Origin of the sequence: Corallococcus sp. AS-1-12 (genome assembly GCF_020036995.1) — a bacterium.
Lineage (GTDB): Bacteria > Myxococcota > Myxococcia > Myxococcales > Myxococcaceae > Corallococcus.
Genome location: NZ_JAIQDD010000007.1, coordinates 161,285 through 176,455 on the forward strand (window position 1 = coordinate 161,285; position 15,171 = coordinate 176,455).

Below are 15,171 nucleotides of genomic sequence, written 5' to 3' on the forward strand. Positions count from 1 at the left end.
TGCGTCCTGCACTCCCCAGACGCGGGACACAGGACGTGCGGCCTCCGCCGCGTCCGGCACCCTGCACGCCCATTTTGAAGGAGGCGGTGCGGTGACCTCACAGAATCAGCCGGACGCGGTGCGCGTCGATGAGAAGAGCAAGGACCAGCAGCTCGCGCGGGACCGCTCGGAGCCCACGGGCAACTTCCTCACCACCGACCAGGGCATCCGCGTCGAACACACCGACGACTCGCTCAAGATTGGCGCGCGCGGCCCCACGCTCCTGGAGGACTTCCACTTCCGCGAGAAGATCACCCGCTTCGACCATGAGCGCATCCCCGAGCGCGTCGTCCACGCGCGCGGCTCCGGCGCCCACGGCTACTTCCAGGTGTACGAATCCCAGGCGAAGTACACCCGCGCGAAGTTCCTCCAGGACCCGTCCAAGAAGACGCCCGTCTTCGTGCGCTTCTCCACCGTCGCGGGCTCGCGCGGCTCCGCGGACACCGTGCGCGACGTGCGCGGCTTCGCGGTGAAGTTCTACACGGAAGAAGGCAACTGGGACCTGGTGGGCAACAACATCCCCGTCTTCTTCATCCAGGACGGCATCAAGTTCCCGGACATCATCCACGCCGCCAAGCCAGGGCCCCACCACGAGATTCCCCAGGCGCAGACGGCGCATGACTCCTTCTGGGACTTCGTGTCGCTCGTCCCGGAAACGATGCACATGGTCATGTGGACCATGTCCGACCGCGCCATCCCGCGCAGCTTCCGGATGATGCAGGGCTTCGGCGTCCACACCTTCCGCTTCGTGGACGAAAAGAACACCTCGCGCTTCGTGAAGTTCCACTGGAAGCCGCTGCTGGGCACGCACTCGCTCGTCTGGGATGAAGCGCAGAAGCTCGGCGGCAAGGACCCGGACTTCCACCGCCGCGACCTCTTCGAGGCCATCGAGCAGGGCGACTTCCCCGAGTACGAGCTGGGCGTTCAAATCCTGGAGGAGAAGGACGCGCAGGCGCTGGGCGTGGACCTGCTGGACGCGACGAAGCTCATCCCGGAGGAGGTCGTCCCGGTGCGGCCGGTGGGCAAGCTCACGCTCAACCGCAACCCGACCAACTTCTTCGCGGAGACGGAGCAGGTCGCCTTCTGCGTGTCCAACATCGTGCCGGGCATCGACTTCACGGATGATCCGCTGATGCAGGCGCGGCTCTTCTCGTACCTGGACACGCAGCTCACGCGCCTGGGCGGGCCGAACTTCGCGGAGATCCCCATCAACCGCCCGGTGGCGCCGGTGCACAACCACCAGCAGGACGGCTTCGGCCGGCACACCAGCAACGTGGGCCGCGCCAACTACTTCCCCAACTCGCTGGGCGGCGGCTGCCCGTTCCTCGCGTCCCAGCAGCAGGGCGGCTTCGTGCACCACCCGGAGCAGGTGAGCGGGAAGAAGGTGCGCGAGCGCTCCGCCTCCTTCAACGACCACTACAGCCAGGCGGCCCTCTTCTTCCGCAGCCTCTCCGAGCCGGAGCAGCAGCACCTCATCGACGCGTGCCGCTTCGAGCTGGGCAAGGTGGAGACGAAGGCCATCCAGGAGCGCGTGCTGGAGCACTTCGCGAAGATCGACGCCCTGCTCGTCTCCGCCGTGGCGGAGGGGCTGGGCCTGCCCGCCCCCAAGGCCACGCCCGTCACGCCCAAGGGCCCTCCCGCGTCCAAGGCCCTGAGCATGGAGGCGATGAAGATGGCCACGCCGCCGTCCATCAAGACGCGGAAGGTGGGCGTGCTCGTCGCGGACGGCGTGGACGCGGACGAGCTGATGGCGCTGCGCAAGGAGCTGCAGGCGGGGGGCGCGCAACTGAAGGTCATCGCCAAGCGCCTGGGCACCGTGAAGGCCTCCAACGGCAAGGACCTGCCGGTGGACAAGAGCGCCATGACCACCGCCTCCGTGGAGTACGACGCCGTCTTCATCCCCGGCGGCGCCGCGAGCGTGGCCACGCTGAAGAAGGACGGCGAGTCGCGCCACTTCGTCCAGGAGGCCTACCTGCACTGCAAGACGGTGGGCGCGTCCAAGGACGCGGAGGAGCTGCTCAAGGCCTGTGAAATCGACCCGGCCGCGCCCGGCGTCGTCGCGGGCTCCAAGGCCGGGGCCGGAGCGGCGCTGGCCACCGCGTTCGCGCAGGCGCTCGCGAAGCACCGGCACTGGGACCGCAAGGACCACGACCGCGTCCCGGCCTGAGGCCCCACCCGGTGAGCGGCGTCACCGCGTCCGCTGTGACGCGGTGACGCGCCGCCACCCGGGAGGACAGCCCTCGCGCAGCACCCGCGCCGCCGCCAGCGCGCAGGCATAGCTGGTCGTGATGGGGCGCTCGACCCAGGCCCCGTCCGCGTACAGCCGCACCTTGGACGCGTGCTCGACGTGGTCCACGAGGTCCCCCTTCCTCAGCGCGTGGGCCGTGGCCGCGTCCGCCACCGTCACCACCGACGGCAGCCCGGACGGCAGGCCCGACACGGGCCCCGCGGCGCAGAGCACCAGGCTGCCCTGCCCCACCGCCCGGTCCAGCAGCGCGGTGAGGGGCGCCTCGAAGGCGCGGCCCACGGTGCCCAGGCTCAGGTTGATGAGGTCCGGCCGCACGTCCTGCGTCAGCCACTCCAGCGCCTCCAGCAGGCCCAGCGAATCGCCGCGCATCCGCCCGTCCAGCACGCGCGCGACGTACCACTCCACGCCGGCGCCGGGACGGCCCTGGTCCATCAGGATGCTCAGCACCGCGGTGCCGTGGCCGTGCGTGTCCTCCAGGTCCTCCAGCACGCGGTCGCCGCCGCGCCAGGCCGCCAGCTCCTCACGCGAGTGGACGCGGGACTCCAGGCGCCGCGCCTCCCGGTCCACCGTGAAGCTCGCGGCCCCGGCGAGCGCCAGCCCCGCCCCGCGAAGGAAGCCCACCGACACACCGCTGTCCACGATGGCGACCTTCACGGGGGCAGGACCTGGAGCCATCGCCTAGCAGGAGCCGGACGCGTCCTCGCCCACCGGCATCTTGAGCGACGTGGGGTAGTAGGTGCCCACCCACTGGGTGCCGTTCCAGGTCCACTGGTAGCCGTTCATGTACGACGTGGCGCAGGCGTACCCGATGAGGTCCTCGGACCCGCTCACGTCCTCCAGCAGCTTCGACACGTCCTTGCTCGTGAATTTCAAGGGAGCACTCCCGGCATTGGATTGGAGGGAAAAGCGGTCCGGAGCCTAGGGGGCCGGGGAGCGGGTCGCAATGATGTGGGGCGTCCCGCGCGGGGTAGCGCGGCGCCGGACCCGCGAGGGGGTTAGGGTCCGCCCGTCCACCGGTGTGAGAGGTGTCTCGCGATGAAGCCCTGGGCCCGCTGGTTCCGCATTCCCTTCTGGCAGCGCGTGCTGGGCGCCTTCGTGCTGGGCGCGCTCGCCGGGTGGGCGCTGGGCGACCGCGCCGGCACGTGGCTCCAGCCCCTGGGCACGCTCTACGTGCAGCTCATCCGGATGATCGCCACGCCGCTGGTGTTCTTCGCCGTCATCCACGCGGTGTCCGCGCTGCGCGGCCAGAAGAGCGTGGCGGCGCTGGGCGGCCGCACCTTCCTCTGGTTCGGCGTCACCGCCGCGCTGGCCGTGGGCGTGGGCCTGGGCACCGCCGCGCTCACGAAGCCGGGCGTGGGCGTGGGCACGCTCCAGGCGGCCAGTGACTACAAGCCCCGCCAGGTGCCGGGCCCCGTGCAGGTGCTGCTGGACGTGGTGCCCACCAACCCCTTCGCCGCGCTGGCGGAGGGCAAGATGCTCCAGGTCATCTTCTTCGCGGGCCTCCTGGGCTTCGCGCTGGTGAAGCTGGGGGAGCGCACCGCGCGGCTGCGGCAGCTCGTGGGCGAGGCCAGCGACGCGATGATCCAGGTCACCCGCTTCGTGCTGGAGCTGACGCCGCTGGGCACCTTCGGCCTCATCGCCGCGCTGGTGGGCACCTACGGCTTCGAGCGCCTCCTGCCCCTGGGAACGTTCGTCCTCACGCTGTACCTCGCGTGCGCGGTGCACGTCGTCTTCGTGTACGGCGGGCTGCTCGCGGCGCACGGGCTCAACCCGCTGCGCTTCTTCCGGGGCGCCGCGCCGGGCATGCAGGTGGCGTTCGTCAGCTCCTCCAGCTTCGCGTCCATGCCGGTGGCCCTGCGCAGCGTCACCCACAACCTGGGCGTCAACCGGGACTACGCGGCGTTCGCGGTGCCCCTGGGCGCCACCATCAAGATGGACGGCTGCGGCGCCATCTACCCGGCCATGACGTCGCTCTTCATCGCCCAGTACTTCGGCCTGACGCTGTCCGCGCCCCAGCTCTTCATCATCCTGCTGGCGTCCGTGCTGGGCAGCTTCGGCACCGCGGGCGTGCCCGGCACGGCGGTGGTGATGACCACCGTGGTCCTCAGCGCCGCGGGGCTGCCCCTGGAGGGGCTGGGCTACCTGCTGGCCATCGACCGGGTGCTGGACATGATGCGCACCCTCACCAACGTCACCGGGCAGATGCTGGTGCCCGTCCTGGTGGCCCGCGAGGAGGGGCTCCTGGACCTGGCCGTCTACAACCGCGCGTCCAGCAACGTGGGGCTGGAGGAGCCCCCGTCGCCGGCCACCTGAGCGCTACTCGCAGGCCTTCACTTGCAGGCCTTCAGGGGCATCGCGTCGATCCAATCCGCGATGAGCTGCGCGCCCTCCGCGTGGTGAATCGTGCGGCCAATCTGCGGCATCATCTTGCCGGACTCCTCCGTGTGCAGCCGGTACCAGAGGATGGACTCGTCGTGCTTGCCGGGGACGATGTCGAACTCGCCGCCCACGCCCGCGCCCGCGGAGCCCGGGCGCTTGCACTCGCCCAGGCTGAACAGGCTGGTGTTGTCGAAGTTGAGGAACAACTGGCTGGTGATGCCCGCCGTGCCCTTCGGGTTGTGGCAATGCGCGCAGTTGATGTCCAGGTACGTGCGCGCCCGCGTGTCCAGGCTCGCCGCCTGCGGGTCGAACGCGTCCGGCGCCTTCGGCAGCTCCGCCGGGGCGGGCAGCCCGTCCAGCTTGCCCAGTGAAGCCAGGTACTCCAGTTGGTCGTGCTCCACGCCGCCGTAGGTGTTCGCGCGGTGCAGGTAGCGCGCCTTCACGCCAATGGGGTGCAGCACCTGGTCGCCCTTCTCATCCACCAGGTGGTGGCACTGCTGGCACTGGTTCTTGGAGGGCACCGAGTACCGGAACGACCGGGTGGCCCCCTCCGAGTCGATGAACGTCACGTCGCGGGAGCGGCCGCCGGTGGCCAGCGTGGCCTCCGTCTGCTCCGCGTTCCAGACGTACGGCCACGCCTCCCAGCCGGAGGGCTGGCGCACCAGGACGCGCGTCTCGATGAAGCGCACGTCCTGGTCCGGCGCCCGCAGGTCCGCCGGGAAGGCGAACGTCTTCGTGATGAGCGTCCCCACCGGCAGGTCCAGCGCGGCCACGGGCTCGTAGTGCGCCGTCTTGCCGGGGGGGATGTAGAGGGTGCGTGACTTGACCGCGTAGTCGGAGAACAGCGGCGTGGACAGGGTGTAGGGCACGTTGCCCTCCACCGGGACCAGCCCCCCGTCCGCCGGGCTTCCGGTGAACAGCCCGAAGCCCGACAGCGCGTTGGGGATGGCCAGCGGAGAACCCGCGTCCTCGGGACCGGCGTCCGGAACGCCCGAGTCAGGCGTCCCGGCATCCGTGCCCGCGTCCGGAACCCCCGCGTCCTCCGTCCCGGCATCCGTCACGGGGGTCCCCGAGTCGGGTGAGGGCCCGGGGACTTCCGGGTCGGAGGAACCGCAGGCCGCCAGCGTCAACGCCAGCAGCACCGCGGGAAGACGGGGGCTCACGAACGGCGTCCACATGGGTGTCACGCTCCCTGACAACGGTTACTGGATGTAATCGCCAATCGTCAGCGCGGGGCTGAAGCCGGCGCAGTTGAACTCCGCCTTGTTGGCCGGGTAGTGCCGCGTGAGGGCCCACCCGCCCGCGAAGTCACCCTTGGCCGCGGCCGCGCCCGCCGCCACCAGGTCCAGGTCCGCGATGACGTTGCCGGTGCCCGAGGGCAGCGTGTTGTCGACGAAGCAGATGTTGATGGGGTTCAGTTGCGTGCGGGCGTGGCCGAAGGGGTCCACGCCGTCCCACACCAGGTGCTCCACGCCCGCCGCGCCCTGCGTCTCGCCGTAGGTGTAGAGCGCCGCCAGCGCCGCGCCCAGGGGCCGCAACTGCGGGCTCAGCTTGCCGTTGTCCACGTTGTCGCCGCTGCCGCCCTGGAACGTGTTGCCGTGGACGTAGATGTCGGAGCTGGCGAAGTTGAAGCCGCCCGCGGCCCACAGCGCGGGGTCATCCTCGATGACGAGGCCACTCAGTACCGCCACGTCCACCGTGTTGTTGTTGCCCCAGGTGTTGCCCGTCAGCTCCACGCGGCGCGACGCCAGCATGAACGTGCCCGTGCCCGCCGGCACCTGCGACACCGTGCTGCTGCTGTTCGCCACGGAGGCGAAGTTGTTCCGGTTGTTGCCGGTGATGATGTTGTTCTTCACCCGGATGTCGGTGCCCATGATGGGGTTGCCCGGCAGGTCGAACACCACCAGGCCCGTGGTGTTGTCCTGGGCCGTGTTGCCCAGCACGTAGGCGTACTTCGTGTTCTCGATCTCGATGCCCGCCACGTTCTGCTTCGCCACGCTGTTGCGCACGACGGCGTACTCCGTCTGGCCCACGTAGATGCCCGCGTCCGCGGCGTTGTAGGCCTCGCAGTCCTCGATGAGGACGTACTTGGACTTCACCGGGTACAGGCCGTACTTGCCGTTGCTCTCCTTGTCGGCCTCCGCCCACTCCGTGCGCACGCGGCGCATGACGACGTCCGTGGAGGACTCCACGCGGATGGCGTCCTTCTTCGCGTTCCACACCGCCACGTCGCTCACCGTGAAGCGGTTGCCCACCACGTCCAGGCCGTTGGAGTTCGCCGCGGCGTTGGTGAACACCAGCACCGTGCTCTGCGCCCCGCCCGTGCCCTCGCCCTTGGCGCCCTTGCCCGCGCCCACCAGCGTGATGCCGTTCTGGCGGATGGTGATGGCGTTGTCGAAGGTGTACGTGCCCGCCGCGAGCTGGATGGTGGTGCACTCGGCCAGCGTGTTCACCTGGTCCTGGAGCGCCTCCTCCTGGCCCGGCGCGAAGCTCAGCGTCGCCTGGGTCTTGCCCTCGCAGGAGAAGGTCCCCGCGCTGCCGCCGTCCCAGGGGATGCCCGTGTCCACGCTCCCCGCGTCGCTGCCCGCGTCGCTGCCCGCGTCCGTGCCCGCGTCCGTGTTCGTCCCCGCGTCCACTTTCACGCCCGAGTCCGGCGTGGTGTCTTCATCATCCGAGCAGGCGGTCAGCGAGAGGGCCCCCACCAGGGCCAGAACGGTCGCGCACGAAGCGCGGGTCCACTGCAAACGGGGCATGTCGTTCCTCCGCGAGGCCGCTCCGCGTGGGCCACGGGGAAGCGCCCGCGGCCCGCGAAGCAGCGGGAAGGCGGCATGCTCGGAGCAAAGACACACTGACGACAAGCACAAGTTTCACGTTTGTGTTTTGACGCAGCGCCCCTTCAGTCACGCTCAAAAAAGCACGCGCACGCGGTAAGCCTATCGTTCGCAATGTGTCCGGAATGCGAATGACGCACGGCCCCATGACCGGCCCCCGGGCAGGCCCCCGGGCGCGGGCGCCGCGCTCCCCGGAGCCGACCCGCGCGGTCATCTTGAGAAGGAGGTCGCGGCGCGGTTTCCCTCTCCCGCGACGGAAGGAACGAGGACGCCCATGCGCACCGGACCTTTGGTGACCCTGGTGGTGGCGCTCGCGTCAGGTCCGGCCATGACGGCCCTGGCGCAGCAGGACGAAGCGATGACGGCCCCGGAGGGCAATGACTCGCAGAACCTGGATGACCGGCAATCAGTGACAAGCAATTCCGGCGACGGCGCCTTCTGGGACAATTACTGGTATCAGCCGCCCCAGCAGCCCCTCGCCGGCGCGTACCAGCTCGAACAGCCGATGGCCGGCGCGTATCAGCTCCAACAGCCCATGGCCGGCACGTACCAGCTCCAGCAGCCGCTCATCGGCACGTACCAGCTCCAGCAGCCGCTCATCGGCACGTACGAACTGCAGCAGCCGCTCATCGGCAGCTACCAGCTCCAGCAGCCGATGAACGGGACGTACCAGCTCCAGCAGCCGCTCGTGGGGACGCGGCAGCAGCCGCTGCCGCGCCGTTGAGCGCGCCGCCTACCGCCGGGCGTTGAAGGTGTCGCACGCCTCCAGGGTCCCCTGCTCCAGGCCGCGCTTGAACCAGGTCATGCGCTGCGCGGCGGAGCCGTGGGTGAAGGACTCCGGGACGACGTAGCCCCGGGCGCGCTTCTGGAGGGTGTCGTCGCCCACGGCGCTGGCGGCGCCCAGGCCCTCCTCCACGTCGCCCTGCTCCAGGATGTCGCGCTCCTTCTGCGCGTGGTGGGCCCAGATGCCGGCGAAGCAGTCCGCCTGGAGCTCCGTCAGCACGGAGAGCTGGTTGGCCTGCTCCTCGCTCGTGCGGTTGCGCAGGGACTGCACCTTGCGGGAGACGCCCAGCAGGTTCTGCACGTGGTGCCCCACCTCATGCGCGATGACGTACGCGCGGCCGAAGTCACCCGGCGCGCCGAAGCGGCTCTCCAGCTCGTCGAAGAAGCGCAGGTCCAGGTACACCTTCTGGTCGCCCGGACAATAGAAGGGCCCCACCGCGCTCTCCTGCATGCCGCACGCGGACTGCACCGCGTCCGAGAAGAGCACCAGGTGCGGCTGCACGTAGCGCACGCCCTGGGGCTCCAGCAGCCCGGGCCAGGTGTCCTCCGTGTCCGCCAGCACGACGGAGGCGAAGTCCTTCAACTGCTCCTGCCGCGGGTCCACGCTCCCGGAGCCGCCCGTGCCCGGCTGCGAATACGGGGAGGTGCGCGTGCCGATCTGCACGTCGGACGGGTCGCCGCCCAGCAGCATCACCAGTAAGGCCACCACCAGTGACGCGGCGCCACCGCCCACCGCGAGCGGGCGCCCGAAGCCACCGCCTCGCCGGTCCTCGACGTTCGAGCTGCGACGTCCGCCTTCCCACCTCATCCCGTGCCCCCTGTCTCGCGAAGAAGACGATCCGAGGACCAAGGTAGGCAGCGGGCCCTCCGCCCGCGACAGTGCCACCCCGGGGCGTCCGGACGTCAGGAGGTCCGCAAGGCAGGCGGGCGGCCGGGCCTTCGCCGCGCCTACCTGGCGGGAGAGAAGCCCACCGCGCCGGAGGCCACCCGCGCGGCGGCGCCCAGGCGCTCCAACAGTGCGGGACCGAAGTACTGGCGCCGGGACTCCCCCTGCCCCGCGCGCACCTGCTCCGGCGTGTCCAGGTAGCCCACGTAGCCGTTGGCGAGCCCCAGCACGTGCGTGGCCCCGGTGAGGTCCGCCAGCGCCCTCCCCGCGCCCACGGTGGGCTCTCCCGGGATGGACAGCAGCTCCAGGGGCCCCAGCGCCAGCGCGTCCACCTCCGCGTCGCGCGGGGACGAACCGCACAGGAAGTTGTCCCCCGCCGCGCGGGTGAAGGCGGGCACCAGCCGCGACGCGTCCGGCCGGGGCAGCGCCGTCTGGACGCGCGCGAACGCCAGCCGCACCGGCGCCTCCACGGACGCCGGGGCCGCCCCGTCCGCCAGCGCCGCCAGCTTGCGCGCGAAGCCCAGGGCGCGCTCGGGGCCCTGCCCTTCGTTGAAGGACACGGACGCGTTGCCCTCGCTGCCCTGCACGAACAGCGTGACGCCGCTCCCCGCCTCCTCGCGCAGCGCGCTCAGCCGGCCCGGGAAGTCCGGATCCAACAGCGCCCGCTGCCGGGGGATGAGCGTGGCGTGCCCGGCGAACACCAGCACCTCCGCCACCGGCCCCTCCGCCCCGCGCAGCACTGCCCGCGTGAGCTGGCCGTCCGGGGCGTCCCCACCGGAGCGGGAATGGACGAGCCCCGCCTCCGCCGCGCCGCCCACCTCCAGCGTCACGTCCTTCAGGGAGGCGGCGGCCTTCTCCAGCGCCTCGCTCGCGCCCTGCACCGCCGCGCTCACGGACGCCTCCCGGTAGCGCCCCGTGCCGGAGAGCTGGGCCGCCCACCGCGCGTCGTAGCCTCCAAACGAGGAGTGCGTGTGCGTGGCCACCACCAGCACCTCCCCCACCCCGGCCTTCGCGGCCCGCTCGCGCACCCGCGCCGTGATTTCCGGGGTCACCAGGAGCAGCTCCAGCGACACCACGCCCACGCGCGCGCCGCCAGCCTCCAGCACCAGGGCCCTCGCCTGGAGGGGGAGCTCGGCCTGGCTCGCCTCGGGCCGGGGGGGGACGTAGCCCGCCACCACCACCGGGAACGGGGGGGAGAGGGCCACCTTCGCCGCGCCCGCCTTGAGGGGGCCTTCGCCACGCACCTGTGACAGCACCTCGGGCGTGCGTTCCTCCCACGTCCCGCACCAGTTCCAGGAGGCGAGCGCGTAGGCGGCCCCGGCCGTTAGCAAGGCGAAGGGCAGCAAGGGACGGAGGAGGGAGCGCCAGGAGGAGGACATGCCGGAGGGCAGCGTAACCCCTCGGCGCTTCCAGGCGGCTCCCACCTTTCGGGCGACGGCACCTTGCCTGGCCTACAAGGGCCGACGTCGGCTGATGGTGGAATACCCACCTTCAAGGCGTGCGTTCCTGTTCCGCTTCGCGGTCGAAAGGGGTAAGGCAGCGCGCCATGTGCGGCATCTTCGGAATCGTGGGTCACGGAGAGGCGTCCAACCTGACGTACCTGGGGTTGCACGCCCTGCAGCACCGCGGACAGGAGTCCGCCGGCATCGTCGCGTCCGACGGGCACACCCTGCGCGCGCACCGGCAGATGGGCCTGGTCGCCGACATCTTCACCGTGCCGGTGATTGAAGGACTCCCCGGCAAGGCGGCCATCGGCCACGTGCGCTACAGCACGGCGGGCGGCAGTGGCATCAAGAACGCCCAGCCGCTGTTCGTGAACTACGCGGGCGGCCAGTTCTCCATCGCGCACAACGGCAACCTGGTGAACGCGACGGAGCTCAAGGCGGAGCTGGAGGCGGAGGGCGCGCTGTTCCAGTCGGACGCGGACACGGAGGTGGTGATGCACCTGCTCGCCCGCTCCAAGCAGCCTGGCTTCGAGGCGCGCCTCGTGGAGGCGCTGCGCCGCGTGGAGGGCGCGTACAGCATCCTGCTGCTCACCGAGGACAAGCTCATCGCGGTGCGCGACCCCAACGGCTTCCGGCCGCTGGTGCTGGGCAAGATGAAGGAAGGCGCGTACGTGCTCGCCAGCGAGACGACGGCGCTGGACCTCATCGAGGCGGAGCTGGTGCGCGAGCTGGAGCCCGGGGAGCTGGTCGTCATCGAGAACGGCGTGCTGCGCTCCAGCATGCCCTTCAAGCCCGCGCCCCGGCTGGGCCGCTGCATCTTCGAGCACGTCTACTTCGCCAAGCCGGACTCCGTCCTCTTCGGCAGCAGCGTCTATGAAGTGCGCAAGCGCCTGGGCATGCAGCTCGCGCGCGAGCAGCCCGCGGAGGCGGACCTGGTCATCGCGGTGCCGGACTCCGGCGTGCCCGCGGCCATCGGCTTCTCGCAGGTGAGCGGCATCCCCTACGACGTGGGCCTCATCCGCAGCCACTACGTGGGCCGCACCTTCATCGAACCGCAGCAGTCCATCCGCCACTTCGGCGTGAAGCTGAAGCTGTCCGCCGTGCGCCAGGTGCTCAAGGGCAAGCGCGTGGTGGTGGTGGACGACTCCATCGTGCGCGGCACCACCAGCCGCAAGATCGTGAAGATGCTCAAGGCCGCGGGCGCCGTGGAGGTGCACCTGCGCATCTCGTCGCCGCCCACGCAGTGGCCCTGCTACTACGGCATCGACACGCCCAGCCGCACGGAGCTCATCGCGGCCAGCCACACCACGGAGGAGATCGCGAAGTACGTGACGGCGGACTCCCTGGGCTACCTGTCGCTGGAGGGCCTGGGCACCGCGGTGGACGACCCGAAGCGGAGCACCTACTGCACCGCGTGCTTCTCCGGGCAGTACCTCACCGACAAGCTGTCCCAGAGCGCGGGTGCCACCAAGCTCAGCGCCTGAGACGCCAGCCGCGCCTTCGGGCCGGCCCGGGCTCGCCCAGGCGGAGCGGCAGTTCGTCCGCTCCGTCGTCGCGGGCCTGGTGTTGTTGGGCGCGGTCGCCGTCGCGGGGCCGCTGCTCTCCTACCGCGGCGACGTGGCCGTGGCCCGCGCGGAGTTCCAGTCCCGCATGACGCGCGAGGCCCGCGTCTACGCGGAGGCGCTGGGCCTGCACCTGAAGCTGCTCCAGACGGAGCTGCTGCGCGTGTCGGAGGGCGTGGGCCCGGACGTGAAGCGCGAGCTGCCCACCGAGGACCTCCAGGACCTCACCACGCCCCGCGCCGGCCTCTTCCACGCGGGCGTGATGGTGCTGGACGCGCAGGGCAAGCTGCGCTGGAGCGACCCGCCGCTCGACGAGGCGCAGGCCCGGGGCGGCTTCGCCACGCGCCCCTGGTTCCAGCAGGTGCTCGCGCGCCAGACGTCCGTGGTGGACGCCATCGCGCCGGGCGCGTCCCTCTTCGTCGTCGCGGTGCCGGTGGTGCGCGCGGGCCAGACGACCGCGGTGCTCGCGGGCCTGCTGGACACGGGGACGGCGCTGCCGGGCGGCCGGCCCCTGAGCGACGATTTGGAGCTGCTCGTCCTCAACGCCTCCGGAGACCTCTTCCTGCCGAGCGCGCCGCCCTCCTGGGCCAACGTGTCGCGCGCGTCCGGGGAGCTGCGCGACTTCATCCGCGAGGGCGTCCGCCCGCCATCCCTGGACGCGGCGCGGGAGACCTTCCTCACCGCCACGCCCGTGCCCGGCACGGGGCTGCACCTGGTGCTCGCCGCGGACGAGACCGCGCTGCTGTCCGGGCTGCGCGACCGCTTCCTCGTGCAGCTCCTGGTGCTGGCGCTGCTCCAGGTGGGCACGCTGGTGCTCTTCACCATCCACTGGCGCCGCGTCTACGGCCTGTTCCGCGAGGTCGAATCGCGCTCCGCCCGGCAGGAGAAGATGGCCGCGCTGGGCAGCGCCGCCAGCCTCATCGCGCACGAGGTGAAGAACTCCCTCAACGGCCTCAAGGCCGCCACCGGCCTCGTCTCCCCGGAGGGCGAGGGCGGGCTCGTGGTGCGCACGCTGCACGGGCAAATCGACCGGCTGGCGCACCTGGCCACGTCGCTGCTCCACTTCGGCAAGCCGCCCGTGGTGCGCCGCGTGGACGTGGACCTGTCGCAACTGGTGCGTGACGTGGTGGAGGGCCTGCGCTCGCTGCCGGAGGCGGCGGAGGTGCGCGTGGACGTGGACGTCCCCCCGGATGTCGCGCCCCTGTCGTGCGACCCGCTGCTGCTCACCACCGCGCTGGACAACCTGGTGCGCAACGCGATGGAGGCCACCGTGGCGGCCAAGGACCTGGGCAGGGTGGCGGAGCCCCGGGTGCGCGTGCGCGCCCGCCTGGACGCGGACGCCGCGGTGGTGACGGTGGAGGACAACGGGGGCGGGCCTCCGCCGGAGGTGGAAGGCCACCTCTTCGAGCCCTTCCGCACCTCCAAGCCCAAGGGCATCGGCCTGGGGCTGGCCATGACGCGCCAGGCGCTGGAGCATCAGGGCGGACAGCTCACCTTCGAGCGCCTCCCCGACGGCTGCCTCTTCCTCCTCCACCTTCCCCGAGCCCCCCGGCCATGAGCCTCCCCGTCCTCCTGGTGGATGACGACCGCGCCTTCTCCTCCATCGCGGCGGTGGCGCTGCAACGCGAGGGCTTCAGCCTCACGGTGGCGCACTCGCTGCACGAGGCCCGCGCGTCGCTGGCCAAGGCCACGCCCGCGCTGGTGGTGCTGGACCGCCGCCTGCCGGACGGAGACGGGCTCGCGTTCCTGCCGGAGCTGAGGACGCACGCGCCCGGCGTGGCGGTGGTGATGGTGACGGCGCACGGGGACATCGCCAGCGCGGTGGACGCGGTGCGGGCGGGCGCGGCGGACTACCTGGCCAAGCCCGTGGAGCTGGCGGACCTGGTGCTGCGCGCGCGCCGGGCCGTGGACGCGAGCCGCCTGAGGGACCGCCTGGAGACGGCGGAGGCGGAGCTGTCCGGCCGCCGCCGGCTGGTGCCCCCCACGTCCGCCGCCATGCAGCGGGTGTTCGCGATGCTGGAGCGCATCGCCGCGTCGCCGCGAAGCCCCGTGCTGCTGCTGGGCGAGACGGGCGTGGGCAAGGAGCAGCTCGCGCGGCACCTGCACGCGCTCGCGTCGAAGGACGGGGGCGCGCCCTTCGTGCACATCAACTGCGCGGCCCTGCCCGAGCAGACCGTGGAGAGCGAGCTGTTCGGCCACGAGAAGGGCGCCTTCACGGACGCGCGCGCCGCGCGGCGCGGGCTGGTGGAGGTGGCCCACGGCGGCGTGCTCTTCCTGGACGAGGTGGGCGAGCTGCCGCTGCCGCTCCAGGCGAAGCTGCTGACGTTCCTGGACTCGGGGCGGTTCCGCCGGCTGGGCGGCACCACGGAGCAGACGAGCACCGCGCGCATCGTGGCCGCCACCAACCGGGACCTGCCCAAGCAGATGTCGGGCGGCAACTTCCGCGAGGACCTCTGGTTCCGCCTGGGCGTGTTCCGCATCGACATCCCCCCGCTGCGCAAGCGGCGCGAGGACATCCTCCCGCTGGCGGAAGGGATGCTCGCGGACCTGGGCCGCGAGCTGGGCCGGCGCGACGTCACCCTGGGAGCGAAGGCCCGCGCGAGGCTCGGGGCCTATGCGTTCCCGGGCAACGTGCGAGAGCTGCGCAACATCCTGGAGCGGGCGCTGGTGCTGGAGCCCGGACCGGAGCTGGAGCTGGAGGTGCTGGGCGGCACGCCCTCCGTGAGCGGCGCGGTGAAGGGGGAGCCGCCGGCCGCGGTGGCGCCGGGGGCCTTCAGCGTCACGGAGCCCGTCCCCATGGAGGACCTGGAGCGCGCGTACGTGCGCTGGGCCCTGGAGCGGCTGGGCGGCCGGCGCATGGAGGCGGCGAAGGCGCTCGGGCTGTCCTACCCGACCTTCCTCAAGCGCCTGGGCGACGAGTGAAGGGATTTGCAGCGCCCGCGATGAAAGGATTTTGAAGTCGCGGGCACTGAAAGGATTTTGAAGTCGCGCGGCGGCG

At 71.5% G+C, this 15,171-nt stretch carries 12 protein-coding genes; 6 read left to right on the forward strand and 6 right to left on the reverse strand.

The features are described from left to right. The first annotated feature begins 91 nt into the window (after window positions 1–91). Window positions 92–2,206 carry a catalase gene (locus tag K8556_RS14460; protein WP_223740652.1) on the forward strand — a complete coding sequence of 705 codons (2,115 nt, stop codon included), beginning with the start codon at window positions 92–94 and terminating at the stop codon, window positions 2,204–2,206. Between the two features lie 21 nt (window positions 2,207–2,227). Here K8556_RS14460 and K8556_RS14465 read toward each other — a convergent pair whose 3' ends face one another. Together K8556_RS14465 and K8556_RS14470 are read right to left on the reverse strand one after the other, a co-directional pair. After that, window positions 2,228–2,941: a S8/S53 family peptidase gene (locus K8556_RS14465; protein ID WP_223740653.1), complete on the reverse strand. Its 714-nt coding sequence runs from the start codon at window positions 2,939–2,941 to the stop codon at window positions 2,228–2,230. A 24-nt stretch (window positions 2,942–2,965) separates the two neighbouring features. After that, window positions 2,966–3,160, reverse strand: coding sequence for a hypothetical protein (locus K8556_RS14470; protein ID WP_223740654.1), 195 nt, complete (start codon window positions 3,158–3,160; stop codon window positions 2,966–2,968). Between the two features lie 162 nt (window positions 3,161–3,322). Between K8556_RS14470 and K8556_RS14475 the strand changes: the two genes are divergently transcribed. Then, window positions 3,323–4,600, forward strand: a complete 1,278-nt coding sequence (locus K8556_RS14475; protein WP_223740655.1) for a dicarboxylate/amino acid:cation symporter — start codon at window positions 3,323–3,325, stop codon at window positions 4,598–4,600. A gap of 17 nt (window positions 4,601–4,617) precedes the next feature. On the opposite strand, the gene K8556_RS14480 is transcribed toward K8556_RS14475, so the two are convergent. Further along, on the reverse strand, window positions 4,618–5,829 hold the full coding sequence (locus K8556_RS14480; protein ID WP_223740656.1) for an SO2930 family diheme c-type cytochrome: 1,212 nt from the start codon (window positions 5,827–5,829) through the stop codon (window positions 4,618–4,620). 39 nt (window positions 5,830–5,868) lie between these two features. Next, entirely contained in the window at window positions 5,869–7,419 is a 1,551-nt protein-coding gene (locus tag K8556_RS14485) for a parallel beta-helix domain-containing protein (protein WP_223740657.1), read from the reverse strand. Between the two features lie 352 nt (window positions 7,420–7,771). Between K8556_RS14485 and K8556_RS14490 the strand changes: the two genes are divergently transcribed. Continuing rightward, window positions 7,772–8,221 (forward strand): hypothetical protein, encoded by a 450-nt coding sequence (locus K8556_RS14490; RefSeq protein ID WP_223740658.1) that lies wholly within the window; start codon window positions 7,772–7,774, stop codon window positions 8,219–8,221. Window positions 8,222–8,230: 9 nt separating this feature from the next. On the opposite strand, the gene K8556_RS14495 is transcribed toward K8556_RS14490, so the two are convergent. Together K8556_RS14495 and K8556_RS14500 are read right to left on the reverse strand one after the other, a co-directional pair. Beyond that, window positions 8,231–9,088, reverse strand: a complete 858-nt coding sequence (locus K8556_RS14495; RefSeq protein ID WP_223740659.1) for a neutral zinc metallopeptidase — start codon at window positions 9,086–9,088, stop codon at window positions 8,231–8,233. A 140-nt stretch (window positions 9,089–9,228) separates the two neighbouring features. Beyond that, on the reverse strand, window positions 9,229–10,545 hold the full coding sequence (locus tag K8556_RS14500; RefSeq protein WP_223740660.1) for a neutral/alkaline non-lysosomal ceramidase N-terminal domain-containing protein: 1,317 nt from the start codon (window positions 10,543–10,545) through the stop codon (window positions 9,229–9,231). A gap of 167 nt (window positions 10,546–10,712) precedes the next feature. On the opposite strand from K8556_RS14500, the gene purF reads away from it, so the two are divergent. From purF to K8556_RS14515, 3 genes are read left to right on the forward strand one after another with little or no spacing between them, the layout of a single operon-like run. Further along, window positions 10,713–12,095: an amidophosphoribosyltransferase gene (purF, locus tag K8556_RS14505; RefSeq protein ID WP_223740661.1), complete on the forward strand. Its 1,383-nt coding sequence runs from the start codon at window positions 10,713–10,715 to the stop codon at window positions 12,093–12,095. Then, window positions 12,073–13,731 (forward strand): sensor histidine kinase, encoded by a 1,659-nt coding sequence (locus K8556_RS39760; RefSeq protein ID WP_223740662.1) that lies wholly within the window; start codon window positions 12,073–12,075, stop codon window positions 13,729–13,731. Before purF ends, K8556_RS39760 begins: the two co-directional genes overlap by 23 nt. Beyond that, a complete protein-coding gene (locus tag K8556_RS14515) occupies window positions 13,728–15,095 on the forward strand; it encodes a sigma-54 dependent transcriptional regulator (protein ID WP_223740663.1) in 1,368 nt (455 codons plus the stop codon). The genes K8556_RS39760 and K8556_RS14515 overlap by 4 nt, the downstream gene beginning before the upstream one ends. The last annotated feature ends 76 nt before the right edge of the window (window positions 15,096–15,171 follow it).